Below are 25,793 nucleotides of genomic sequence, written 5' to 3'. Positions count from 1 at the left end.
TACGAGCGACAAATTGAACGCATTCTTTGAGAAGATAGACTCCGATCTTTTGAAGAACACTGGCGTGCATGACCGATTTGACAAGAACGCTCATTGAGCGATGGAAAGCTGACAGGGACGGGACATATCAGACGTGGTTTCTCTGGCCGGAGCGCCTCAAGAACTTCCGCTCCATTCGGCGCGGCATCGGCGCGGTCGTCAATGAGATTCAAGCTGGGACATTCGGCAACGCCTATCGCGGGTCCCCCCTCGAAACCGTGGTCTCCTCGATTGCAGAGCAGCGCCAGATCTTCAAGGGGGCGGACCATGCCTTCCTCTGGAAGCCCAAACTGCGCATCCCGGACATCTATGAGAATGCCGATCATCAGCGAGCGTTCGCCAGGCTGCTGCATACGTGCAATTGCTGCGACACCGAACAAGAACTGGTTCAAGCGATTCAGCAGTTGAACCAACACGGCATCAAGGGGCTGGGCCCGGCCGTCGCCAACCTGCTGTACTTCATTCACCCGACGCTGGCGGTTCCCTTCAACACCGCGATCGTCAACGGATACAACGCGCTGACGGGTTCTCGCGTCAAGCTCGGGAAATGGGACCACTACCTGGCCATGCGCGAGGGTGTGCTGTCCCTGAATGGTCGCTACCGCGACCTCCTGTCCAACGATTTGGGCGCAGTTGCCGGACTGCTGTTCGATATCGGAATGGAGCGCTATCCGGCGCCGCCGCGAGAAGGCGATGCTGCCACGATCGCTGAGTGGGAGAGCAATCTGGCCAAGGCGCGCGAGGAAGCGGCCTCCTTCGCCAAACAACTTCAGGCGGGACGAACCGACGATGCCTCCCATACAGAGGTGCAAGGCTGGTTGCGCGATCTCGGCAAGGCACTGGGCTTCGCAGTATGGGTGGCAACCAACGACCGTAGCCGCCCTTACAACGGCGGCGTGCTCAGCGATGGCTGCCTGGCAACGTTGCCGAACTCGCTGTTGGTAGCGGGTGCCGACACCGTGCCCCTTATCGACGTCGTTTGGCTGAACGCTGCTTCGCTGGAGGTGGAAGCCGCCTTCGAGGTCGAACACACCACTTCGATCTACTCAGGCATCGTGCGACTGCTTGATTTAGCCCTGGGCACAGAACAGCCGGCGAAGAAACACCTGTTCCTGGTTGCGCCGGATGGACGAGAGGCCGACGTGCGCGCTCAACTTGCACGCCCCGCCTTCAGCCGCGTATCGGAACTTGGCATCCGATATGTGCCCTACACCAGCCTCACCGAGCACCGGGAAACCATGGCCCGGTTCGGCGCAGGTATCAAGCCGATTGAAGCCATCGCCAAAACGCTCTGACCGGTGGCACGATTGCGGGTGCCAAGGAGACGGTCACACCCCATCAGCTGTATGCGCGGAACACGGTGGCCTGTCCGTCCAATCCGATCAGCAGGACGTTGTATGGCATGCGCCGATTACCGTATGCCGGCCCATCCATGCCAGGGGCGCCGAGCGGCATGCTGGGGACCGCCAGCCCGATCGCTTTCGGGCGCTCCTGCAGCAGACGCTTGATTTCGCGTGCCGGAACATGGCCTTCCAGCGCATAGTCCTGCACGATGCCCGTGTGACAAGAGGCATAGCGCTCTGGCATGCCAGCCTTTCGCCTGGCTTCCACCGTTTCCTCGACGTCATGTGCAACCACGTCGAACCCGTTGTCCCGCAAGTGGGCAAGCCAATCCTTGCAGCAGCCGCAACCCGGCGTTTTCCACACCTGGATCACGGGTTTCGATCCGGCCTTTTGCGCCAGGGCTACGGCAGGCAGCAGTAACAGACCTGCAATCAGGGACCGTCTTGTCGCGGACACGGGCTTGGCAGTCGGCGATTTCATCATCATGGTTCCTCCGGCAAACAGGTAAGCAGTATCAGGTTCCAGGCGGCGAAAGCACACCAAGCCAAGCGACCAACGCCAAAATCAGTATGGCAAGGCTGGTTTCCATGACCAGACTGCGGCGCAGTGCTATCACCGCGTGGACGTGGTCTGCGGCCCTAACCGCCGCCGCAAGCCGTGGGCTCAGCCGATAACGATTGGCTGCGGCCAGTCCGAGCATCAGCGCGAACAAAGCCAGCTTGATCAACAATAAGCGCCCGTATGGCGTGGTGAACAACCCGTTAATCGTCGGCCCAACGATCAAAAAATAGTTGAACGTCCCTGTCGCAAACAGCGTGGCAACAATCAGCGTCCCAAGACGCGCGAAGCCATTGGATGTGTGACTAAGGATTTCCACCGTTTCCGATGAGGCCGCTTGTCTTGTCGACGCCAGCAGCACAAACGCTGCCAATGCGCCAACCCAGGCGCCCGCGGCCAAAACGTGCGCGATATCAAATGTGAGATGAAGGTATCCCTTCACACCGTCGTCCATCGCCCCATGCCCGGCCCAAGTGACCGTTAGCAGAGCCACCGCACCCAGCCCGGCGCACACGCCGAAGTGAGGCGCTGGGTGCTTCCGCAAACGCGCAACGGCGACCAAGCATCCGGCCAGGGCCACCAATCGCGCCATCCAGGCCAGGCCAACCGCGGTGGTGGTCAGCATCATGCTGAAGACATGGCTGGTGAGTTCAGCGTACTCGGTGGCCCCCGTCATCGCCTTGGCCATGACAACGAAGCTCCAGAGCGACAGCACGATGCCCAATGCGGCAGTGACTCCGACGGCACGGACGTATCGGCGCGCAATCGCCGTGGCCCGGTGATCGGGTCGCAACGCCTGGACCCCGAACAGCGAGACCCCGAAAAGGATCGTCAAGTCCAGGTACAGCCCAAAGCGCAGGGCGATATTGAGCCAATCGTCCGCCATGGCCTTACTTCACCTTGAACGTGAAATTCCCCGTCATCGGGTGGGTATCCGACGAGACCGCGCGCCACTCCACCTTGTACGTCCCGGTCGTCAGCGGTTGTGCGGGCGTGATGACCATCGTCTTGGCGTCGTCGCCGGCGGAGACTTTTGCGCCAACCTTCATCGGGTTATGCCCCGACATGCCGGGCATCTCCGTCATGACGAGATTGGCCCCGGAGAATTGTGTCGTGAGGGTCTCCGAGAACTTCAGCTCGATCTTCGTCGGCGCAGTCACTTCCGCCTGATCGGCGGGCGTCGAAGAGACCAGTTTGGGATGCGCGAACGCGGCCGAAGCCAGAAGCGCCAAGGACGTGCCAATGATGGCCTTGGTGGCAAAACGAGACGTGAACATAGAAACACCCTTGTGGTTGGGAGTTGAGAAAACTAGAACCAGAGGCGCACACCCGCAACAAAACGGGTGTCGCCGCGGCGCCCACCGGCCGCTTCGATCATGTTGGCGGTACCGCCAAATGCCTGACTGCGTTCGACGCCGATATAGGGCGCAAACTGGCGGCTGAACTCATAGCGCAGCCGCAAGCCCACCGTCGCGTTGGAAAGCCCGCTGCCAACGGCGAGATCGGGATCGCGCTTGCCATAGAAGTTGGCTTCGATGCGCGGCTGCAGGATCAGCCGCTGGGTCAGCAACAGCTCGTATTCGCTGGACAGACGCAATGCCGTGCGTCCACTATTGCCCACATAGGCGGTGGCCTCGACATCGAACCAGTATGGAGCCAGACCTTGCACGCCGAAGGCCACCCAGTTGCGTGTGGGTCGGCCGAAACCCGTGTCATTCCGCACACCGAGCTGGGTATCCCAGAACGTTGTGACGGCATGGCTCCACAGCAACTCGGTGCGCGCCTCTTCGAAGCGCCCCTTTGAGACATCGCCTTCGGCTTTTAGGACCGCTTTGTTGTACACGCTGCCGAACCGGGCTTGCAATTCGTAGGCGGTTGCATTGGCATCGTTACCGTGCACCCACTCCAGCCGGTCAACCAGCACTGAGCCAAAGTTGTGCGCGTCCGCCATCATCATCATGTGGCGGGGATCGCCCAGTGCGTATTTGCCGGTGCCGAGCTGGTATCCGCCCGAGTAAGCATCGGGATCGCGTGCGTCGGGCGGCGCCGAACCATCCTGCATCTTCATGCTGCCGTGGTCCATGCCTTGCATCGAGCCGTGGTCCATCCCCTGCATTGAGCTGCCAGTATTCTGAGCGCCAGATTGGGACGCCGGGGTTGTCTCCCCGTTCATCAGTTGGATTTCCTGGGCCGAGGCAACGCCGATGCCGGCGGCAGCCAGCGCCACAGTCAACAGTGTTCTTACGTGCTTGTGCATGATCAATCCGCTGTGAAAGTCGAGCATCAGACCACCACCACTTCGCGGAACATACCCGCATCCATGTGCAACATCAGGTGGCAATGCCAGGCCCAGCGACCCAGCGCGTCCGCTGTGACGAGAAAGCTGATCCGTTGGGCGGGCTGGACGGGGATGGTATGCCGGCGCGCGAGGAACGTACCGTCCGGCGCTTCCAGTTCGCTCCACATACCATGCAGGTGCATGGGGTGCGTCATCATCGTGTCGTTGTGGAGGATGACGCGCAGCCGTTCGCCATAACGGAAGTGCACAGGTGTCGATTTGCCGAACTCCACGCCGTCGAACGACCACGTGTAGCGCTCCATGTTGCCGGTGAGGTGCAGTTCCACCTCGCGCTCCGGACCGCGCTTATCCATCGGACCGCCGATGGTATGCATGTCGGCGAGCACCAGAACGCGGCGCCCGTTGTTGCGCAGACCGACGCCGGGATCGTCCAGGTTGGTGCGCGCCATGTCGACGTGCATATCGGTGCTCGGACCGTATTCCGTGCGCGCGTGCCGTGCTGTCTTGCTCGGCACCTTCAAGCTGTTAGCCGCTCCGCCGGATTCCGCATGCTGGCTGTGGTCCATCATCTGCATGCCGCCGGAGTCCATCATGGTCATGCCAGTGTCGTCCATCATCTGCATGTCGCCATGATCCATACCGGGCATGCCGCCGTGGTTCATACCGGACATCGCACCATGGTCCATGCCCGACATGCCACCGTGGCTCATGCCACCCATACCGCCCATGTCACCCATCATGTCAGCCATGGACAGCCATTCCACCTTGTCGAGCGCAGGCACTGCAGCCTGCAAGCCCCGGCAGACAGCCAGCGTGCCACGTGCATAACCAGTACGGTCCATCGACTGCGAGAAGATGGTGTAGGCGTCGTCCTTGGGCGCGACCAGCACATCGCAAGTCTCGCCGGGGCCGAAGCGGAATTCGTCCACCGTGACCGGCTCGATGTTCTGCCCATCGACCTGAACCACCTTGAGTTTCAGCCCCGGGATGCGCACGTCGTAGAACGTGTTGCCGGAGCCGTTAATGAAGCGCAACCGCACAGTCTCGCCCGGCGTAAACAGGCCCGTCCAATTGCCGGCCGGCGTGACGCCGTTGGTCAGATAGGTGAGCGTTGCACTGGAGAGATCGGCCAGATCGGTCGGGTTCATGCGCATCTGGTTCCACATGGCCCGCTTTTCCATGGCCGCCTTCCAGCCATCGTTGGAAACGTCGCGGAAGAAGTCCACCACCGTAGGCTGGTGGTAGTTGTAGTAGTCGCCCTGCGTCTTGAGCTTGGAGAGGACGCGCATCGGATCTTCGTCGGTCCAGTCCGACAGCAGCACGCTGTAATCGCGGTCGGCCCGGATCGCGTCACCGCCGGCGGCATCGATGATGAGGGCGCCATAGACCCCGGTCATCTCCTGGAAGCCCGAATGCGAGTGGTACCAGTAGCTGCCGCTTTGTCGCACCTTGAAGCGGTAGGTAAAGGTCTCGCCGGGCGGAATGCCGTGGAAGCTGATGCCCGGTACGCCATCCATCTCGAACGGCAGGACAATGCCGTGCCAGTGGATTGACGTCGGCTCGCGCAGGCGATTGGTCACGCGCAAGGTGACGGTGTCACCCTCGCGCCAGCGCAGCGTGGGCCCCGGGAGCATGCCATTGATGGTCGTGGCCATAGCCGGCTTGCCCGTGAAGTTGACCGGCGTCTCGTCGATCACCAAGTCGAATTCGGTGCCGCGCAGCACTGGTGCGGTCCCCAGCGCGGTGGACGCAGCGGATGCCGCCGAAGTGAAACCACCCAGGCCCAAACCGGCGATGACACCGCCGGCAGCCAAACCTTGCACAAACCGCCGCCGCGGCAGGTTCGGTAGCACGAGGCCGGATGCACGATTGCTGCGCATGATCGAGATTTCCTTAACAAAATGTCCGACTCTGAAAGGTGGGTGCAGGCTACCCAGCGCCAGGCTACCCCGACCTGACTGAAACATTACAAATCCGTCATCTTGGTGTGATGCCGCCTGCAGCGCGGTACTCTACAGCCCATAAATCATAGGAAGTGATTCAGGCGCGATATGAAACTGTTGGTCGTCGAGGACGAGCCCAAAACCGGAGAGTATCTGCAGCAAGGCCTGACCGAAGCCGGCTTTGTGGTCGATCTGGCACGCAACGGTACTGACGGCCGCCATCTGGCCATGTCGGGCGACTACGACTTGCTGTTGCTGGACGTGATGCTGCCTGACGTGGATGGCTGGCAGATCGTCCAATCGTTGCGCGCTGCGGAACAGGCGGTGCCGGTGTTGTTCTTGACCGCCCGCGACAGCGTGGCCGACCGCGTCAAAGGCCTTGAAATGGGCGCCGACGACTACTTGGTGAAGCCATTCGCGTTTGCTGAGTTGCTAGCCCGGGTCCGCACGCTGCTGCGCCGGGGAACCGGTGCCGTCTCGTCCGACCGAATCCAAGTGGCCGACCTTGTGCTGGATTTGGCTCGCCGTCGTGCCTCACGCGGAGGCCAGAAGATCCCGCTGACGAGCAAGGAGTTCTCCCTGCTGGAGCTGCTGGTCCGCCGCCGTGGCGAGGTCTTGCCTCGCTCCCTGATCGCCTCGCAGGTCTGGGACATGAACTTCGACAGTGATACCAATGTGATCGACGTCGCCATTCGCCGGTTGCGCGCCAAGATCGACGACCACTTCGAGCCGAAGCTGATCCAAACGGTACGCGGCATGGGTTATGTACTGGAAGCGCCCGAGGACGCGGCCTGATGGGGCAGTTCTCCCTGACCACTCGGCTCACCGCGTATTTCTCGCTGTGTTCGGCAGCCGTCTTGCTGGGCCTGGGCGTGGTGATTGCGCTGGCCATGGATCAGCACTTTGCGGTGGAGGACTACACCGCGCTGCGCGAGAACGTCAGCGTCATTGAAAAGATTGTCGAATCGAGTCCCGCCGAACAGGTCCCCGAACGCATCCGCGAGGCAATCCAACATCGCACCGATCTCGTAGCTCGTATCCAGGGTTCGGACGGGCACATGCTGTACGTAACCCAGGATTTCGATTTTCAAGCGGCAACGCAAGCGCTGGCGCAGTTGCGGCATACCAGCGAAACCCTCGTTTGGGCGCAAGGCGGTCAGCAATATCGGGGCATGCACGCGGCCATCCCACTGCGAGATGGATCATCGGGCGAGCTTGATGTCCTGCTGGGGATCAACACGGACATTCACGCCCACTTCCTCCACACCTTCCGCGGGACGCTCGCTTTCTATATCGCCGTCGCAGCGCTGGCCACGGGCCTATTCGGCTGGTGGGCTGCACGCCGAGGCCTGGCGCCTTTGCGCACCATGGCCTCGCGGGCGCGCACGGTGACTGCCGACAAGCTCGATGAACGCATGCCTGTTGATACCGTGCCAGTCGAAGTGGCGGACCTTGCCGCGACCCTGAACGGCATGTTGGAGCGCCTGCAGAACGATTTCCGCCGCTTGTCGGACTTCTCGACCGACATCGCCCATGAACTGCGTACGCCTATCACGAACCTGCTCACGCAGACGGAGGTCGTGCTATCCCAGCCGCGCGAGGGCACGAAGTATCGCGATGTGCTGACCTCCAATGCGGAGGAACTGCAGCGCCTGGCACGCATGGTGTCCGACATGCTGTACCTCGCCAAGATGGAGCACAGCCTGACGCTGCCAAGCGCCGAAGACATCCGCATCGCTGACGAAATCCGCGCGTTGTTCGATTTCTATGACGCGCTTGCAGAAGACAAGGCTGTCCTGCTCGAAACGCGGGGCGATGGACACGTCACAGGAGACCGGCTCATGCTGCGCCGTGCGTTGAGCAACCTGCTCTCCAACGCCATCCGGCACACCCCGCGACATGGCCGCGTGGTCGTCTCGGTCAGTGATGATCGCGACGGCATGACGGTTTCGGTAGACAACGACGGCAGCGAGATCGCGCCGCAGCTGCTGCCATTTATCTTCGAGCGCTTTTTCCGGGCGGACAAATCGCGCGCGCGGCCCGAGTCGGAAAGTGCCGGCCTTGGCTTGGCCATCACCAAAGCGATCGTTGCGGCGCACGGCGGCACCATCACCGTTGCGCGCATTGACGGGCGCACACGGTTCTCTATCCGCCTACCGCGTTGCATCGATGCCGCAATATTGTCTGTATAGTTCTTTGCACACTGCGGCGACTACTGCCAAGCCGGGCTTGGCGGGCATTTTGGGTCGCAAACCGAAACAGCCGCCGGTTTCGCGCGCCACTCCGATGGACTCAAACGATGAGGATCGGCGCTTCATCGTACTCGGAATACGATCCTGCCATTGACAGGATGCCCATCGGATGAGACCGCTTGCCAGTCAACGCGATAGGAACCAGCCATGAGAGGTTGAGTCGGCTGAATAACGACCGTCTTGGCGTCTCCGCCACGCGATACTTCAGCCGGAATCTTCATCGGCCCGTGAAGCGCCCGGCCCGGCAGCCACGCCATAACTAGATTACCTCCCGAAGGCGGGAATACAAGTTCCTCTGAAAATCTCAATTCGATTCGCTTTGGGGCGGCCACTTCAGAATTGTTCGCTGGTCTCGATGAAACCAGCTTTGGATGGCCGAGAGCGATCTCGCTCAGAATCGCGAACAGGACGGTGACTGAGCCTCGCAATGCGCGGCGACTTGCGGACATGGCGCACCTCCGTTTCTTGGGAATGTGCATTTAGCTTAAGTCGTTGCACACGGAGCCTGTTGATGCAGGTCAGACCACCCACGAGCAACTAGCGTGCGATGAGATGGTAATCGGTGTCCCAAAACAGCACGATATGGCAATGCGTACCGAAGTTGTTGGTGCGCGCGGTAGCGCCCGCTGGGTGATGTCACGACGCATAGAGGTGTACGGGTTCGGCACCGGCTCGACACCGTCCACCAGAGGCTAGTTCTAGACCACTTTGCTGTGGCGCTGCTACGTTGGTGATTTGCTGCCCAATGCGATCCGGCACACCCCCGCGACATGGCCTTGTGGTCGTCGTGGCGCACGCGCGTCTCCACGTGCCGACCGCATTCCGCCGAGAGCGCGAACACTTCGGTTCACCATGGGCCACTGGCGGAAAGCGCACATGACCGCCACATGGCGGTCCGATTACGGTTCGGACAGATCTGGCCATTTGCGACTCAACGTGCCCCGCCTCTTTGGCACAAGGCGCCGTCCTTGCTTTCTCGTGGGTGCGCATGCCATGTCGGTACGCCAACCACCCAGGAGAACGACGATGTCTCACCAAACCTATCAAGAATGTCTCGACGCCTGTAACGCGTGTCAGGTCACATGCTTGCACTGTGCTGTGGCTTGCCTCAACGAGCCAAGCCCGGCGGAACTTGCCGACTGTATTCGCCTGGATCTCGATTGCGCGGAGTTGTGCCAGACTGCCGTTGGTTATATGGCACGCGGCAGCAGCCAAGCCAAAGCCGTTTGCGTATTATGCGCAACCATCTGTCAGAAATGCGGCGCAGAGTGCGCGAAGCATGCACACGACCACTGTCAAACTTGCGCACGTGCGTGTGAGGAATGCGCGCAAGCCTGTCGAGCTATGCAATAACGGCTTTGAACCCCAGTTCAATTGGAAGGAGCAAATGGCGCTGATAGGTCACATCCGCCGTCACGTGTTACACCATCCACGAATTGCCGGTTCGGTGCGCTGCCATTGGAAAGCGGCCTCAAAAGCACAATGCGCGCACATAGCACGAGGAATTTTCATTGTTGTTCATGCGCCCCGCCCTTCCCTCGTCTGCCTTTCTCCTTCTGCTTGAAAGCTGCGCTGCTCTGGCTGACGTTCAGCCTGCCGCGCCGCGCCCCACCAACGCAGTGCAGCCACACTACCAAGCAGCAACACAGCCGCCGCTGCCCAAAATGGAGCGAACGTATTCCATCCAAACAGGGTACCGGCACTCACCGAACCTAGTGCCTGCCCCAGGTTGCCTGCGGCTGCCTGCCTTGCCAACAGCGACCCAGCGAAACTACGGTCACCTTCCAGCAACTCATAAGACAGCACCGGTCCAATCATGCCGACGCCGGTAGCCACCACGGCGATTAGCAGCCCAAGCGCGGCGGCATCGGGCACCAGTGCGGCAAAGCCCAGTGCCACCGCTGAGCCGGCAAATGCGCCGGCAACCCAGCGATGGTCGATATGCTTGCGCACTGCCGGAAGCAGCAGCAAAGCCTGCGCGGCGAGCATCGCCAGGCTGCACGTGACAAACATCACCGCAATCATCGAGTTGGGTAGGCGCAGTGTCTGGCCACCAAACAGGCTGAAGCCGACTTCGAAGGTACCTGCGGCAAAGGACGCCAGCAGGGCTAACAGCATCGATACAGCAACGAAGCGCTTGCGCTGCCGGGTCATCTGCACCGAGCCGCTGTCGAGCAAGATCGGCTTGGTCGTGCTCAGGCAGCGGCGAACCGCCAACAGAAGTGGCAGTCCGACCGATGCGACCACCAACGCGGGCCAGTTGACCATACTGGGCATCTGGCCTGCAGGCATGCCCATCAGCGGCCCGGCAAGCCAACTACCGAACGCGGGGCCCGCGAGAAAGCCAACGAACGATGCACTACCGATCAGCACAAAGCGCCGACTCCTGTCCTCGGTATTGCTGATGTCGGTCACATAGGCCTGGGCACCGGGCACGATAGCCGCTGCCCCCGCCCCGGCGATCAATCGACCGCCATAGATCGCCATGAGACTGGGTATTAGCGCGACCATCGCGGTTCCCAGCACAAACATAGCGAAGCCGGTAGTCAGCGCCGCCGCCCGCCCACGATGATCCGACTGGCGGCCCCACCACGGCGCAAAGATGAACAGCGCGAGCGTGTAGATTCCTCCCAGCATGCCAACGTGCCACGCCAGCGTTTGCCGCGTCGCACCAGGCAGGTACTGCGCCAGATACAACTGCAGCAACGGCAGCCCGACTCCATAGCCGAGAGAGACAACAAATACCAGAGCAAGCAGCACGACCAACGCTGGCCTGACGGCCCGCGCATCGAGGGGTGCGGGAGTGGCGGACGATTGATTAAGCATGATGCCTTCAGCCCGCGCCGTGAGCGGCCACCGGAGCGGTCACGCCGTTGTGGACCGTCGCCGCGCTTGCGCGTCGGATTCCAGTCAGCCGGGTTCGCTTGAGCATTAGCGCGTTAATCGCCACTAGCGCAGAGCTGCCCGACATGGTAATCGCCGCCACCTCGGGGCTGATCGTGAATGGGTAGAGTACGCCGGCCGCCAACGGGAACGCCACTACGTTATAGGCGACCGCCCACCACAGGTTCTGATGCATCTTTCGCAAGGTCGCGCGGGACAGTTCAATCGCACCGACCACATCCAGCGGATCGCTTTTCATCAGGACCACATCGGCACTCTCCATCGCGACATCGGTGCCCGCACCGATCGCGAAGCCCACGTCGGCTTGCGTCAGCGCCGGAGCATCATTGACGCCATCGCCCACCATGCCGACCTTCTTGCCCTGCCCCTGCAGTTCCTTGACCTTTGCGGCCTTGTCGCCCGGCAGCACGTCGGCCAGCACGATGTCGATGCCCAATTCCTTCGCAATGCGCTCAGCGGTCGAACGGTTGTCACCGGTTAGCATTGCGACCTGCACCCCGCGGCCATGCAGTGCCTTGATCGTCTCGGCCGAAGACGGCCTCACTGCGTCGGCGATCGCGATCAAACCGATCAGGCGACCGCCGTGTGCGACGTGCACCACGGTGCGGCCTTGGCCCTGCAGACGGTCGGCATCTGCCTTGAGCGCGCCAAGGTCAACGCCATTGGCCTCCATCAACCGCCGATTACCGAGCAGGGCCAGCCGACCGGCCACCACCGCCTGCGTGCCCTGCCCATCGATGTTGGTGAAATCCGTCACCGCTTCGGAGGCCAGTGCGCCGGCACGCTTGAGGATCGCGACCGCAAGCGGGTGTTCGGAGAGCTTTTCGACCGAGCCTGAAACGCGCAGCAGGTCGTCTGGCGTTACGTCCCGGGCCACCGCTATATCGACCACTTCCGGCTCGCCAAGCGTCAGGGTGCCGGTCTTGTCGAAGATCACCACATTTAGCCGTGTCGCGTCCTCCAGCGCCGCAGCATTCTTGAACAAGATGCCGTTCATCGCGCCCAGGCCGGTACCCACCATCACCGCCATCGGCGTCGCCAACCCCAGTGCATCTGGGCAGGCAATCACAAACACCGTGATCGTGAGTGTCAGTGCCAGCAGTACCGGCTGCCCGAGCACGAAGTACCAGACAGCGAAAGTGGCCACACCGATCAGGAAGGCGATCACGACCAGCCATTGTGAGGCCTGGTCGGCCAGCAACTGCGCTGGCGCTTTGGAATTCTGCGCCTCCTGCACCAGTTTGACGATCTGCGCCAACGCGGTGTCGGCACCCACCTTGGTCGCACGATAACGGAAGCTGCCGCTCTTGTTGATCGTCGCGCCAATCACCTTGTCGCCCACCATCTTCTTCACCGGCATCGACTCGCCGGTGAGCATCGATTCGTCCACCTGAGAACCGCCCTCGAGCACCTCGCCGTCAACCGGAATCTTGTCGCCAGGACGCACCAGGACGATGTCGTCGAGCAGCACTTCGGCGGTCGCCACAGTCACTTCCTTGCCGGCGCGCAAGACAGTGGCCTTTGGCGGGGCCAAATCCATCAGCGCGCGGATGGCTTCCGACGCTCCTGCGCGCGCGCGCATCTCCAGCCAGTGGCCCAGCAGAATGAACACCAGCAACACCGACACAGCCTCATAGAACTGCGCACCGCCGAAAATGAAGGTGCTGCCGACACTGAAGACGTAGCCGGTGCCGACGCTCAGCACCACCAACACCGCCATGTTGAGCACGCCATTGCGCAACGCACGCGCGGCGGCGACGAAGAACGGCCACGCGGGGTAGATCACCGCAGCGGTGGCGAGCAGGAACAGCCACAGCCCCAAATCCAAGCCGAACGGTGGCTTCAGCTTGATGAAATCCATGCCCATCGGGGCATACAGGAAGATCGGCACCGTAAACGCCAGGCAGACCCAGAAACGGTTGCGCATGTCGCGCGCCATCCCCTTGGCATCCATACCGGGGCCATGGCCCATCTCGTGGGCCATTGCATCCATGCCACCGTGAGCCATCGCGGCGTGGTCGTGCGCGACGGGCGCCTCCGCTGTGGCCGGCCCACCAGCGGCATGTACGTGCCGCTCAGGATGCTCGTGCTGAATATGGCCGTGCGCGTGTGCCGGCGCCACAGCATGCTCCATCGGCCCGCACATGTGCCGGGGCAACATTTCGCCCGCACAGTGGTACCCGCAGTCCTGGATTGCCGCCCGGATGCGTTCCGGATCAATGCGCCCCTGGTCGTACGTCACCGTGGCCGATCCGGCCACCGCGTTGACCGAGACATGCTCAATGCCCGGCATCTGCGCTAGGTGCTTTTCGACGCCGCGCGCTGCCAGCGGCGATAGTAGCCCTGCCACCTCGAATGTGTTGGTTGTGCTCATGAGGGAATCCGTTGTTGGGGAATCGAACGCAGTGCGATGAAGTGCAGTGCGACAGCGCCACTCAGCAGCGCGGCGAAGAAGCACCACACCGAAATGAACCAATGGGCATAGAAAACGTAGGCGGTGAACGAAGCGGCCAGCGTGAGCGCCCCGAACACCTTGACCCAAACATGGCTGGAGAGCAACAGGCTCACCGTCGTGGAAAGCAGGTACAGCGTCATCGACGCGACAATGTAGAAATGCGGGGACTGGTAGTCCACATGGCCTGCCATCGGGCGCGCCTGAATCGGGTTGACCACCAGGCTGTACAACAGGTATGCACCCACAGCCAGACCCATAACCACAAAGGCCAACAACCCTCGGCGGCGCGGACCCCGGGGCTCTAGCAGCCATGCCGCTAAGGGGACGTACACCGGCCACAGTACGTGGGAGAAAAATGAGTACACCTGCGTAGCAACAAAGTTAAGCCAAGCGGGGCCACCAAAACTGAGCCAGACCACCCCCTCGACAAGCTGCTGGATCGCAAACAGCAATGGGATGGCGGCATAAGGGCGCTCCGCCGGGCAGCGCGCCATACGCAGCGTCACGGTGCCGATTGCCAGCAGTAGCGTGCCGGAGCCAAAGCTGGCCGTCGCGGAAAAGCACATAGCGCTAGTTCCCCCAATCCCAATGCGGTCGACTGCGGTACAGATCACGCCGTGTCATCGGCACAGGCCATTTACCCGGGTGGCGATTGGACGCCAGGATTTGATAGATGCCGGAGCCACCGGCCTCGAACTCCAACGCGCAGGCCGCCATGTACAGGCGCCAGACGCGATAGGCGGCTTCTCCAACTTCAGCGATCGCCGCATCGCGCTGAGCCTCCAGGCGATGCACCCAGTGCCGTAAGGTCATCGCGTAGTGCGGGCGCAGTCCCTCGACGTCATGGATCTCAAAGCCCGCGCGCTCCATGCCGAGTTGGATGTTGCTGATGCAATCAAGCTCGCCGTCGGGAAATACATAGCGATTGATGAACTCGGTGGCAGCTGTCTTGTTCCACCCTTCCTCGTCGTGCGTGATGCCGTGGTTCAAGAATAGGCCGCCCGGCTTGAGCATCCGACGCACCACCGCATAGTAGGCCGGCAGGTTGCGCAGGCCGACGTGCTCGAACATCCCGATGCTGGAAACCTTGTCGTAGACACCCTCGCCTTCCAGATCACGGTAATCGCGCAACTCCACCGTGACGCGATCCTGTAACCCTTCGATCCGAATGCGCTCGCGGGCGTATTCGAGCTGTCGCTCGCTTAGGGTGATGCCGTGGGCGTGCACACCGTGCTCGCGCGCGGCCCAACATACGAGCGCCCCCCAGCCGCAGCCGATATCCAGCAGCCGTTCGCCGGGCCGCAGGCGCAGCTTGCGGCAAACGTGCTCAAGCTTGTTGCGCTGCGCCGTGTCCAGCGAATCGGAGGGCTGCTCGAAGTAGGCGCAGGAGTACACCCGCTCCTCGTCCAGCCACAACCCATAGAACTTGTTGGACACGTCATAGTGGAACGAGATCGCGGCGCGATCGCTGTGGCGCGAATGCCGGTGCGCGAAGCGCCGGGCGACCCGGGATGCGAAGCCCGCATCCGGTTTGATCTCACCCAGGTCCGGAGCGGGCAGCATTAACGCGTCCTTTAACAGCGCGAGCTTGTCGCGCCACGACAACTGGATCGACTCGAAATGGTTCTTCAACCGGAGCGCGCCGTACAGGTCTCCCTCGATGTCGAGCACGCCCCGAAAGTACGCGTCAGCCAATAAAAGGGGACTGCGCGCCACCACCAACTGACGCAACAGGCTGGGGTCCCGCACCACCAACGTGAAATCGACCGCCGTATCGTGCCCGTGCAGCGTGTCGTTCCACAGCCGCAGTGCGGGCGGCTTCTCCATCCCAGCGAGCAACCGACGCAGGATGCGTAGCGCCGGCTCGGTGTCGGTCGAAGGAACGCTGCCAATAAATGCCTTGGTGCTGTTCATCTCTTGCCCTCCCGTTGGGTTGATGGCTCGTCGCGGTCCTCTCCGCCAATTGACACGATGAAGCGCCAACCCGACATCGGAATCGCGGCTTTGCAAAATCCGGCCAGATCTATCTCGAAGTGAACGTGCGGAGTCTTGGCACTCATGTGGCACCCCCGGGGTCTTGCATGAGTTCACGAACCGCGGACGCTAGGTCCGGGGCAACGGAGATTCCATTGGTGGGATGGACAACCGTGTCGCAGCTCACCACCAGCCCGGCCCCAGTGGACTCCAAATCCTGAACCGCGTTGCCTGAAAACACCGCGTGAATCGCGATGCACACAGGCGCGGCCAAGCCCGCGCGCCGCAGATGACCAATGGTCTCGGCCATCGTGCGACCGGTGGAGACAATGTCATCGACCAGCACCGGCGTGTGGTCGCGCCAGCGCTCCACATCCGGCACCGAAACCTCGACATCCCGGTCACCTTTGCGGACCTTGTGCAGCACCACCATGGGCGCGTCCGCCCTGCTTGCGACATCGGCCACCCATTGGTTGCTCTCCTCGTCAGGGCCCACAAGCGCCGGGCGTGTCACATGGGCGCGCAGCCATGCCGCCACAGCCGGCGCCGCGTGGACGTGACGCGTTGGGATTACATAGACCTGCGACAACTTGGTGATGCGGTGCAAGTGGGGATCGACTGTTGCCAGCCAATCAAATCCACGCGACAACCAGGCTGCAAAATGCCGTGCACTCACCGTCTCACCCGGCTGGAAGCAACTATCCTGTCGCATGTAGGCGAGGTAAGGTGCGACCAGACCAACGTCGGTCGCACCGTTCTCCCGGGCGGCCGCCGCCAACAGCAGCAACGGAATCAGCTTGTCGTCCGGCCGGTCTAGCGTGCAGACGATGGCGACCCGCCGCCCCTCCACGGCAGACTCCACCCGCACATACGACTCTCCATCCGGAAAGCGCCGCACCGTCGTAGTCCCGCGCTCTGCGCCCAACGCCGAAGCCAGCTTCTCTGCCATCGCTTCATTGCCCGGCATGGCAAAAATCAGTGGCGTCATCTCGAATCTCCCACATCGATCAGCGGGTGAGCCTCCAGGTAGTCGAACGCGTAGTCCAACTCGCCGAGCGCTTCGGCATGCACGGTGAACAGCGGCATACCTCGCTCGACGCGATCCCCCAGCTTGACATGCAGTTCGAGCCCGGCAGCGGGTGCCTTCGGTGCCCCGGCGAGCTTGGCCACGCGAGCCAACCGCCGGCTGTCGATCTCACGTACCATCCCGTCACGTTCGGCCAGCACAGGCTCGCGTAGCCGCGCCCGCTGCGGCTCGCGTAAGCCCCCTTGCGCTTTGCAGATCGCCTGGAATTTGGCCCACGCGGCGCCGCTATCAAGCAACCGCTGAGCGACCAAGACGCCAGTACCCGGCTCGCTGTGACCGCAAAATTCCAACAGTTGTCCAGCCAATGCGACAGCGCGCACGCTCAGATCCTCGGGCGCGCGCTCGGCACGCTGAAGGACTGCCAGCACGTCGTGCGCCTCCAGTGAGGGACCAATGCCACGGCCCACCGGCTGCGTCCCGTCCGTACGCACTACCTGCAAGTGCAAATCAAAGGCCTGCGCTACCTGCTCCAGCATTTGCTTCAGGCACTCGTAGTCTGCGTCACTGCGCACCTTGGCGGTCGGCCCGACCGGCACATCGATCACGGAGTGGGTAGCGCCGGCAGCGATCTTCTTCGACAGCACAGATGCCACGAGCTGCGCGTCGCTGTCGAGGTCCAGCGGGCGCTCGACGCGGATCAACATGTCGTCGGCCGGGCTGAGCGCCAGCGAGCCTCCCCAGACAAAGCAGCCGCCCTCGCGTTGGACAACGCGGCGCATCTGCTCCAAATCGAGCGCCACCGGCGTCATCGTTTCGATCACGTCGGCGGTGCCAGCCGGCGAGGTAATGGCCCTTGACGACGTCTTCGGCATCGTGAGCCCGGCCGCGGTGATGATCGACACGACAATCGGCGTCGTGCGGTTTCCCGGCAATCCACCCACACAGTGCTTGTCCGCGATCGGTGCATGCCCCCAGTCGAGCCGCTTGCCCGCGGCCAGCATCGCTCGCGTCAGATCGATCGTCTCCTGCAAATCCATCCGCCCGCCGGCGCAGGCGCTTAGAAAAGCGGCGATATGTGTCCCAGGGTAGCTGCCAGCGGCGACGTCACTAATGATCGAGTCCAGAGCCGACGCGTCGAGCCTGTGGCCGTAGATCTTCGCCCGCACCTGGCTCATTGAGTCCAGCGTCGGGGCATGCGAGATCGTGATCCGGTCGCCCGGCGCGGGCGCCAGCGCTCGCCACGCGCTGTTCGAAAGCGCCGCCTCCCCCAACTCCAGCAAGGTCGGATCGACAACGTTCAGCGTGGCGATGATCGAGCGTCCGTTCAGGCTAATCAGTACTCGCGTCTGCGCCTCGAAACCCTCGGAGCGGCAAACATGGCAGTCTCGATGCATGTAGACGACATATTCCTGCTGCGTCTCGATGCCCATCCGACGCACGGCAAGACTTGCCCTGTGGCGAGGGTTCCTCATACATCGAACTCCACGTGCTGTCCCAACAACGGAACGCTGGCGGACCACCCAAGTTCCCGCTCGATGCGCTGGCGCATCGCATCAGCCGGCCCCGGCTCGCCATGGGTGACGAACACCGAGCGCGGCGCCGCTGGCGCACTGCCCAGCCACTCGATCAATTGGCTTGCATCGGCATGCGCCGACATGCCCTGCAGTGAAATCACTTCGGCACGCACGGCGACGTCCTCACCGTGAATGCGCAGGCTTCGCTCACCAGCCTGCAGCCGCGCGCCGCGTGTCCCCCCAGCCTGATAACCGGCCAGGATGATGGTGTTGCGCCGGTCCGGCGCCAGATGCTTCAGATGGTGCAGCACGCGGCCGCCGGTGGCCATGCCGCTGGCCGAGATGATCACAGCCGGGAGGGCCAGCCCAGCCAGCGCCCGCGATTCCTCCGGGGTCCTGATCATGCGCGCAGCTTTGTACATCCCGAGGCAATCTTCGAGCGACAGCTTATGTTCGGCGTGATGGCGGTGATAGATCTCGGTTGCATCTATTGCCATCGGGCTGTCGAGAAAAACAGGCAGGTCTGGAATCGCGCCCTGTTGCTTCAGCTTGTGGATCAAATGCAGCAGCAACTGTGCACGCCCCACCGCAAACGCCGGAATCACGACCATGCCGCCACGGTGTGCTGTGCGAGCAATCGCCTCACCGAGCACGGCCTGCGCATTGGGTACCGGTTCGTGTAGCCGGTCCCCATAAGTCGATTCGACAACGATGTAGTCTGCCTTGGGAGCCGGCGCAGGCGCACGCATCACCGGGTCGTCGGGGCGGCCAACGTCTCCGGAGAACAGCACTGTCGTCTGCCCCGCTGTCAGTTCGGCCGAGGCCGCGCCGAGAATATGCCCAGCCGGGCGCAAGGTCACCGTAACGTCGGGGACGACGTCCACACACTGGTCGAAAGGCAATCGGTGCAACTGTTCCATTGCGCGACGTGCGTCGTCCTCCGTGTACAGCGGCAAAGCCGTGGCGTGCTTGGAGGTGTGATGCCGGTTCGCATAGGCGGCGTCCTCCTCCTGGATTCTCCCGCTGTCGGGCAACAGCAGACCGCATAGTTCGATTGTCGAGGGCGTCGCCAGAATCCGGCCCCGGAAGCCCTGTTTCACGAGCAACGGTAACGCACCGGCATGGTCCAGATGGGAGTGTGTCAGCACCACCGCATCGATGTCGGCGGCGCTGAACGGCAACGGCTCCCAGTTCAGCAATCGCAACTGCTTGTAGCCCTGGAACAACCCGCAATCAACCAGCAGGCGCTGCCCCTGATGCTCCACCAAATACTTTGAGCCGGTCACTGTGCCGGCCGCACCGTGAAAACTGAGCTTCATCGCCTCCCCCTTTTTGTCATGCGTGGTGGTGGCGATCCGCTTGCTTGTCGCCAAAATTCGGGATGAACCGCGGGGTGTGCGACGCATAGTGCGCCCACTCCTCCCCAAATTCGCGCTCCGCCCACTTCTCTTCCGTAATGGCCAAACGCACGTACATGACCACCAGCACTGGGAACATCAGCAGTGTCAGGATGGTCGGCCACTGCAGTAGAAAACCGAACATGATCAAAACGAAGCCCACATACTGCGGATGCCGGATACGGGAGTAGGCGCCGGTGGTCGCCAGCGTATGGCTCCGCTGGTTGTGGTAAAGCACCGCCCAAGCGGCCGACAATAGCCAAAAGCCACCGCCGATGAAGATAGCGCTCAGCAGATGGAACGGCCCGAAATGCGGATTGGCGCGCCAGCCGAACATCACCTCCAGCAGGTGGCCAGCGTCATGCGACATGAAATTCACGCCGGGGAACTTCGCGCTCAGCCAACCCGACAGGAGGTAGATCGTCAGCGGGAAGCCGTACATCTCGGTGAATAGCGCCACCAGGAACGCAGAGAACGCGCCAAACGAACGCCAGTCGCGCGGGCTTTGTGGCTTGGCGAAGCTGAACGCGAAGATGATGAAAACGAGGGAATTGATGATTACCAGCGACCATAAGCCATAGGCGGGAGGTGTCGATTGGTCCATGATGGCGCTCCTCTGAGAAGAACTTAGTGGTGGTGATGCTGAGCGCCCTGAACGGGCGGTTGTTCGCTGGCCGTCGACCCCGATGGGCGGCTACTTCCGGAATCGGAACCGCGCGGCTGGTCCTCGTGACCTGCGTGCCCTCCATGGCCACCGTGCCCGTGGAAGAGGTGCAGCAGCGGACAAGCCAGCAGTAGAAGAAACGGCAACCAGCCGAACAGATGTGCCCGGTGCTCGGTGAACAGGAAGAACAGGGCAATCAACGCAAACGCAATGAAGATGGCCCCTGAACCGATGCGGCCCGACTGGCGGTGCCTGGAGAGAGATCGAAGCGACGACATGAGAACTCCTTCGCAAGGTCAAGGTTAGGGACGCCGATCGGTGCACTGCCCGGCCGCCCCTCCTAGCGGTCTATCAGTGGCAGCATCCACCGCTCTTGTGAGCAGTGCCGGTTGGGACGTCACCATGGTGGGCATGCTCCGTCTTCGCTCCGGCGCCAGTGCTAAGCGACTCGGCTTCGTAACCGGCTGCTGCCAGCGCGGCCAGCATTGCGGGCGCGGCCTGGGCGTTACCGCTGACGCGCGCGATACCGCGCGCCAGATCCACGTCGACGGCATCCACACCAGGCACTCGCTGCAGTGCATGAGTAACCGACGAGACGCAAGAGCCGCAGCTCATGCCCTTGATCTTCAGTTCGATAGTGTCCATGGAAGAAATCCTTTTAGGAGGTGACGTTGAAAATCTCACTGCGACTGCGTTCAACACAGCGCCAGACACTTTCCGGCAGTAGAGAAAGAACGCAATCGAGACGCTCGGGGCGAATGCCGACCAAGGCCGCTTTTGTTCAGTGCATTGACGATGGAACGGCGTGTTGCAACGCACCTTTGGCGGTGTCCGCACTGGATGCGCGTCAAGGCGATACGTAAGACAAAGCCGCGCACTGCCAAACAGCGACAGAGCGCTATAGCGTCAACCGGAGGAAGACGATTGGTATAGACGCGAACTTGTCCGCTGGCCGGGGATTGGACTGACGGTGCACACTGCAGCGGTCCACCTCCGGCGTGGATGCCATGCTCATCGGTAATGGCACGGCCACCGGAATGAGAGGCTTGTCATGATCCGACAGCACACGGGGAATGCTGGTTGAGGACTTTTCGCAGAAGCTGTGGCAGGCAATCTTGCCGCTATCGTCACAGCCATCATCGTCGGCATCCGCATGGTGTCCATGACTGTGGGCTGACACGTGGCCAGATGCCGGCGCTGCGGCCTTACCTGCATCCGCGACAGCGCACGCGTTTGCGATGCCGACGGCCAGACCCAACAGCCACACCAGTAGCATTTGAGCTGCCCAGCGGCGTAGATGTCGGGAGTGGAAGAACATGATTTCTGCCCAAAGAGAGGAACGGTCACACAGAGTCAGCCTAGGCGCGGATGTCCAACCTCCGGTTGATACAAATCAACCGTAAACCGTCCGACGGTTCAACTCAACAACGTCTTCAGGCCCGCAAACGCAGCGCCTGGGTCAGCAATCCCGTGGTAAATGGCCGGGATCTCGTTCTTCAAGCCCAGCAGCCCATAAACCGCGTGCATCGCGCCGCGAACCGAATATTCGACGGTGAACACTACGTCCTGAGGGATCTCAACATACTGCCCAAGCAGCGCGAAGTTCTTCGCTCCGTGCGGGATCACTGGCGGCCGATCCGAAGGCTCGCGGCGCTCAAATTCGCTGGTGATGTACGGCATCATCACCGGGATCACAGTGGTGGTACGACAGACCTCGTCAAGAATGTCCTCGCAATGCAAATGGTGCAGCAGCTCGGTGAGGATTTCCTGGCCGGTTGCCTGGGCCATCGTCTTGTCGATGTAATCGCCCTTGTTGTCCACGAAGAGCCCGTAGCCCCACAGGGTGTACATGTCTTTCGGCTGTCCGGCGAAGTGCGGCGCGTGAGGCACGACGATCGACATCAGCCAACTCGAATCCTTGAACGTCATCAGACCGCCGGTGCCTGGCGCATTGCCGGTAAAGGTCTCAATCCGGTGCACAAGCGCCGGGCTGCGCATCGTCAAGGTGAACGACTCCCACTTGCTTTCGTCGACGTTGCCACAGAACGCATTCGGCCGCCCGAGCCCAGGTTCCTTACGGGCCATGGTCTCCCACAGAGTCCAGGCGCCATCGCGTTTGTCGCGCACCAGTTCCGGTGCATGGTGGTCGTCCCCATAAGACGCGTCGGCGGTCATCGAGCCGATGGTGATGAGCACCAGATCCTCTTGCCGCACGTCATAGGCCATCGGCTGTCCGCCGCGCACCACGCGCAGCAGTCCAATTCGCCGGCCGTCACCGGTTTCAACAAAGTCGACATCCTCCACCTTTGTGCCATATTCGAACACCACACCCTGCTGTTTCAGCCATTGCTCCATCGGCCGCACGATCGCGTCATACTGGTTCAGCGGCGTGCGCCGTACGCCGGCCAACGTGTGGATACGCGGGAACTCCTGCAAGAAGCGCAACATATAGCGTTTGAGTTCGATCGCGCTGTGCCAGTTCTGGAAGGCGAAGGTCGTACGCCACATGGCCCAGAAGTTGGTCTCGAAGAAGTGCGGCGAGAAACAGTCCTCAATGCGAAGCGTATGCAGCAGCCCTTCTGGCGTGGCCAGCAATCGCATGATCTCCAACCGGTCATGGAGGTTGAAACCCAGATCGGCAGCGTCGAGGATACGGCGTTGCCCGTCGATCAGCCGGGCGTGTGAATCCGAGCGCCATTCGGCGTTGAAGGCCCAGGCCTGCTGCTTGACACTGATTTTCGGATCATCCAGCGACGGAATGCTGTCGAGCACGTTCCACAGACAGACATAAGTCTCTTCGGTGAACATGCGACCGCCCCGAGTTACATAGCCTTTGTGCGGATCACCGGAGCCATCGAGCGCACCACCGGCCACCTGCTGTTCCTCCAAGATGTGGATGTTCTCCCCCTTGAAGCCTGCGTCGCGAATCAGCAGCACGGCAGCCGACAATGACGCAATGCCGCTGCCAACCAGGTATGCGCTACGGTGCTCGTTCTTCGTTACCTCAGCCATGGAATCCTCTGATTCTGTGTGGATGCTCAATGAGCAACGCGACTTGGGAATACTTTAGGTGGGTATGCGATCGATACTTTGCGCCAGCGCAAGTTGCTGTTGAGTCTCATGCCGCCGTAATGGATTTGTCATGTTTGCTTTCCGCGACACATCCCCTATCGGCTGGGCACAACCATGGAGAAGCCACGGCGCTTGCGCCCGCGCGCGCGGCCCCAATGTCGCGGGTTGATGAAGGTCAACCTCGGCGATTTCCAAGCGTCAATACTGGGAACGCATACCAATGCGCGGTTGTCCGGCGCCTACCCAGGCCGCCCACCAACCTTCCCAGCATTGGAGACCAGACTCACTTTCAATAAGGTCGACTTGGAGAAGAATCCCATGGAACCGCGACAGCAACAGTTCTCCCTCTGGTACGTGCTCGTGACCATACTGGCCATGCTTGCAATCCAGACGCTCTTCGTGTCGGGGCATGTCGAGACGATCCCATACAGCGATTTCAAGGTCCTACTGAAGGCTGGCAAGCTCAAGGACGTGGCTATTGGTGAGCAGGCTATCAGCGGAACCTTCTCGACAGAAGGTATCGACAATCTCCTTGCCAAGCAGCAGATCGAGGAAATCCGCCGAGAGGCAAAGGGCGACCACGCCTTCTCCACGCTTCGAGTGGCCGATCCTGAGCTGGTGCAGGAGCTCGAAGCGGCAAAGGTGCGCTTCGTCGGGCAGCCCGACAACAAATGGCTGAGCACGATCCTCTCGTGGGTTGTGCCGGCCGTCATCTTTTTCGGTATCTGGAGCTTTCTCATCAAGCGCGTGGGCGGCGCCGCCGGCAGCATGATGGAAATTGGCAAGAGCAAGGCAAAGGTCTACATGCAAAAGGAGACCGGCGTGACTTTTGCCGACGTGGCTGGAATCGACGAAGCCAAGGAGGAGCTGTCGGAGATTGTTAGCTTCCTGAAAGATCCTCAGCGGTACCAGCGCCTGGGCGGAAAAATTCCCAAGGGCGTGCTGCTGGTTGGGGCCCCGGGCACTGGCAAGACCTTATTGGCAAAGGCCGTGGCAGGCGAAGCCGGCGTGCCATTCTTCAGCATGAGCGGCTCCGACTTCGTCGAGATGTTCGTTGGTGTGGGTGCAGCACGGGTCCGCGATCTCTTTAAGCAAGCCGAAACCAAAGCCCCCTGCATCATCTTCATTGATGAGCTTGACGCACTCGGAAAGACGCGAGCACTGAATGCGGTCGGCGGCAACGAGGAGCGCGAACAAACACTGAACCAGCTTCTGGTCGAGATGGACGGTTTTGATAGCAACAAAGGCGTCATCATCATGGCCGCCACAAACCGACCCGAGATACTGGACCCCGCCCTGCTTCGCCCCGGTCGCTTTGACCGCCACGTCGCACTGGACCGGCCTGACCTCAAGGGACGGGAGCAGATTCTCAAAGTTCACGTCAAGGGCGTTGTCCTCGCTCCTGAGGTCGACCTGACTAAACTCGCCGGACGGACCCCGGGGTTCGCAGGTGCCGATCTTGCCAACTTGGTTAACGAAGCCGCGCTCCTTGCCGCGCGCAAGAGCAAGCAAATGGTCGAGATGGCAGATTTCGACGAGGCGCTTGACCGGATCGTCGGCGGCCTGGAAAAAAAGAACCGCGTGATGAATCCGAAGGAGAAGGAAACTATCGCATTCCACGAGGCAGGACATGCCATCGTCGCGGAGCATCGGCCGCTGGCTGACCGTGTCTCCAAAGTTTCCATCATTCCGCGGGGCGTTGCGGCGTTGGGTTACACGCAACAGACCCCAACCGAGGACCGCTACCTGCTCAAGCGCAGCGAACTGCTTGACCGGCTCGATGTCTTGCTCGGTGGCCGTATTGCGGAACAGCTCATTTTCGGCGACGTATCCACGGGCGCACAGAACGACCTGCAGCGCGCAACCGACATGGCTCGGCAGATGATTACCCAGTTTGGCATGAGCGACCAGCTGGGCCTGGCCACGTACGAGAATATGCCGAACCCGCTCTTTGCTGGGACGGGGCTAATGCAGCGCGAACGCAATGAATACAGCGAGAGCACCGCACAGATGATTGATGCTGAAGTCCGTAAGCTATTGGCAGAAGCAAGTCATCGCGTACAAGCGACGCTGGAAGGACAGCGGACCAAGCTCGATGCTCTGGCCCAATTACTTCTCGAGAAGGAAGTGGTTGACCGCCAAGACCTGGACATGTTTTTGTCAGCGAAGGTGACGCCAATGCCTCCGCCCAAGCCCGTCGCGAATATCGAGGAGTCAACTGCAACGGGGAAACCGGACCAAAAAACGCAAGGCACATAGAGCGAAGATTGATGCCATGGCATGCCAAGAACGCAACCACGCCAAAGCGCGGCCGGCTGCCGGCAATCAATGCGTTCACCACGTGAGACAGG

22 protein-coding genes are annotated in these 25,793 nt (G+C 61.6%); 5 read left to right on the top strand and 17 right to left on the bottom strand.

Features of this window, described 5'->3' with window-relative positions; translation table 11 throughout:
- The first annotated feature begins 68 nt into the window (after positions 1-68).
- Complete coding sequence (locus tag BEK68_RS21630) at positions 69-1,334, top strand: hypothetical protein (RefSeq protein WP_009241683.1); 1,266 nt, start codon at positions 69-71, stop codon at positions 1,332-1,334.
- A 43-nt stretch (positions 1,335-1,377) separates the two neighbouring features.
- On the opposite strand, the gene BEK68_RS21625 is transcribed toward BEK68_RS21630, so the two are convergent.
- From BEK68_RS21625 to BEK68_RS21605, 5 genes are read right to left on the bottom strand one after another with little or no spacing between them, the layout of a single operon-like run.
- Positions 1,378-1,866: a DUF411 domain-containing protein gene (locus BEK68_RS21625; RefSeq protein ID WP_021197391.1), complete on the bottom strand. Its 489-nt coding sequence runs from the start codon at positions 1,864-1,866 to the stop codon at positions 1,378-1,380.
- A 31-nt stretch (positions 1,867-1,897) separates the two neighbouring features.
- A complete protein-coding gene (gene copD, locus BEK68_RS21620) occupies positions 1,898-2,827 on the bottom strand; it encodes a copper homeostasis membrane protein CopD (RefSeq protein ID WP_009241685.1) in 930 nt (309 codons plus the stop codon).
- 4 nt (positions 2,828-2,831) lie between these two features.
- Complete coding sequence (copC, locus tag BEK68_RS21615; protein ID WP_009241686.1) at positions 2,832-3,218, bottom strand: copper homeostasis periplasmic binding protein CopC; 387 nt, start codon at positions 3,216-3,218, stop codon at positions 2,832-2,834.
- A 32-nt stretch (positions 3,219-3,250) separates the two neighbouring features.
- Entirely contained in the window at positions 3,251-4,225 is a 975-nt protein-coding gene (locus tag BEK68_RS21610) for a copper resistance protein B (protein WP_009241687.1), read from the bottom strand.
- Positions 4,225-6,120 carry a copper resistance system multicopper oxidase gene (locus tag BEK68_RS21605; protein WP_009241688.1) on the bottom strand — a complete coding sequence of 632 codons (1,896 nt, stop codon included), beginning with the start codon at positions 6,118-6,120 and terminating at the stop codon, positions 4,225-4,227. The genes BEK68_RS21610 and BEK68_RS21605 overlap by 1 nt, the downstream gene beginning before the upstream one ends.
- Before the next feature lie 171 nt (positions 6,121-6,291).
- On the opposite strand from BEK68_RS21605, the gene BEK68_RS21600 reads away from it, so the two are divergent.
- Both BEK68_RS21600 and BEK68_RS21595 read left to right on the top strand, forming a co-directional pair.
- The gene (locus BEK68_RS21600) at positions 6,292-6,978 is read left to right on the top strand and encodes a heavy metal response regulator transcription factor (protein ID WP_012435757.1); all 687 of its coding nucleotides are present in this window, start codon (positions 6,292-6,294) and stop codon (positions 6,976-6,978) included.
- Positions 6,978-8,375 carry a heavy metal sensor histidine kinase gene (locus BEK68_RS21595; RefSeq protein ID WP_009241690.1) on the top strand — a complete coding sequence of 466 codons (1,398 nt, stop codon included), beginning with the start codon at positions 6,978-6,980 and terminating at the stop codon, positions 8,373-8,375. The genes BEK68_RS21600 and BEK68_RS21595 overlap by 1 nt, the downstream gene beginning before the upstream one ends.
- Before the next feature lie 122 nt (positions 8,376-8,497).
- Here BEK68_RS21595 and copC (BEK68_RS25225) read toward each other — a convergent pair whose 3' ends face one another.
- Positions 8,498-8,884 carry a copper homeostasis periplasmic binding protein CopC gene (gene copC / locus BEK68_RS25225; protein ID WP_009277764.1) on the bottom strand — a complete coding sequence of 129 codons (387 nt, stop codon included), beginning with the start codon at positions 8,882-8,884 and terminating at the stop codon, positions 8,498-8,500.
- 577 nt (positions 8,885-9,461) lie between these two features.
- Between copC (BEK68_RS25225) and BEK68_RS25220 the strand changes: the two genes are divergently transcribed.
- Complete coding sequence (locus BEK68_RS25220; RefSeq protein WP_012435756.1) at positions 9,462-9,788, top strand: four-helix bundle copper-binding protein; 327 nt, start codon at positions 9,462-9,464, stop codon at positions 9,786-9,788.
- Positions 9,789-9,953: 165 nt separating this feature from the next.
- On the opposite strand, the gene BEK68_RS21590 is transcribed toward BEK68_RS25220, so the two are convergent.
- From BEK68_RS21590 to BEK68_RS21540, 11 genes are all read right to left on the bottom strand, one after another.
- Positions 9,954-11,261: an MFS transporter gene (locus BEK68_RS21590; RefSeq protein ID WP_004635140.1), complete on the bottom strand. Its 1,308-nt coding sequence runs from the start codon at positions 11,259-11,261 to the stop codon at positions 9,954-9,956.
- A 7-nt stretch (positions 11,262-11,268) separates the two neighbouring features.
- Positions 11,269-13,713 carry a heavy metal translocating P-type ATPase gene (locus tag BEK68_RS21585; RefSeq protein WP_004635142.1) on the bottom strand — a complete coding sequence of 815 codons (2,445 nt, stop codon included), beginning with the start codon at positions 13,711-13,713 and terminating at the stop codon, positions 11,269-11,271.
- On the bottom strand, positions 13,710-14,360 hold the full coding sequence (locus BEK68_RS21580) for a DUF6629 family protein (protein ID WP_004635145.1): 651 nt from the start codon (positions 14,358-14,360) through the stop codon (positions 13,710-13,712). Before BEK68_RS21580 ends, BEK68_RS21585 begins: the two co-directional genes overlap by 4 nt.
- Before the next feature lie 4 nt (positions 14,361-14,364).
- The gene (locus BEK68_RS21575; protein ID WP_009241691.1) at positions 14,365-15,708 is read right to left on the bottom strand and encodes an SAM-dependent methyltransferase; all 1,344 of its coding nucleotides are present in this window, start codon (positions 15,706-15,708) and stop codon (positions 14,365-14,367) included.
- Positions 15,709-15,850: 142 nt separating this feature from the next.
- Positions 15,851-16,756 (bottom strand): ribose-phosphate pyrophosphokinase, encoded by a 906-nt coding sequence (locus tag BEK68_RS21570; RefSeq protein ID WP_004635153.1) that lies wholly within the window; start codon positions 16,754-16,756, stop codon positions 15,851-15,853.
- Entirely contained in the window at positions 16,753-18,267 is a 1,515-nt protein-coding gene (locus BEK68_RS21565; RefSeq protein WP_004635154.1) for a thymidine phosphorylase family protein, read from the bottom strand. Before BEK68_RS21565 ends, BEK68_RS21570 begins: the two co-directional genes overlap by 4 nt.
- Entirely contained in the window at positions 18,264-19,628 is a 1,365-nt protein-coding gene (locus tag BEK68_RS21560) for an MBL fold metallo-hydrolase (RefSeq protein ID WP_004635157.1), read from the bottom strand. The genes BEK68_RS21565 and BEK68_RS21560 overlap by 4 nt, the downstream gene beginning before the upstream one ends.
- A gap of 16 nt (positions 19,629-19,644) precedes the next feature.
- Positions 19,645-20,310: a methyltransferase family protein gene (locus BEK68_RS21555; RefSeq protein ID WP_004635159.1), complete on the bottom strand. Its 666-nt coding sequence runs from the start codon at positions 20,308-20,310 to the stop codon at positions 19,645-19,647.
- A gap of 23 nt (positions 20,311-20,333) precedes the next feature.
- Positions 20,334-20,648, bottom strand: coding sequence for a DUF2933 domain-containing protein (locus BEK68_RS21550; RefSeq protein WP_004635160.1), 315 nt, complete (start codon positions 20,646-20,648; stop codon positions 20,334-20,336).
- A 73-nt stretch (positions 20,649-20,721) separates the two neighbouring features.
- The gene (locus tag BEK68_RS21545; RefSeq protein ID WP_004635162.1) at positions 20,722-21,015 is read right to left on the bottom strand and encodes a heavy-metal-associated domain-containing protein; all 294 of its coding nucleotides are present in this window, start codon (positions 21,013-21,015) and stop codon (positions 20,722-20,724) included.
- A 771-nt stretch (positions 21,016-21,786) separates the two neighbouring features.
- Complete coding sequence (locus BEK68_RS21540; RefSeq protein WP_004635167.1) at positions 21,787-23,382, bottom strand: oleate hydratase; 1,596 nt, start codon at positions 23,380-23,382, stop codon at positions 21,787-21,789.
- A 378-nt stretch (positions 23,383-23,760) separates the two neighbouring features.
- Between BEK68_RS21540 and ftsH the strand changes: the two genes are divergently transcribed.
- Positions 23,761-25,701 carry an ATP-dependent zinc metalloprotease FtsH gene (gene ftsH, locus BEK68_RS21535; RefSeq protein ID WP_009241692.1) on the top strand — a complete coding sequence of 647 codons (1,941 nt, stop codon included), beginning with the start codon at positions 23,761-23,763 and terminating at the stop codon, positions 25,699-25,701.
- Positions 25,702-25,793: the final 92 nt, after the last annotated feature.

The organism is Ralstonia pickettii (assembly GCF_001699815.1).
Lineage (GTDB): Bacteria > Pseudomonadota > Gammaproteobacteria > Burkholderiales > Burkholderiaceae > Ralstonia > Ralstonia thomasii.
This window is presented reverse-complemented; position numbering and strand designations above follow the sequence as displayed.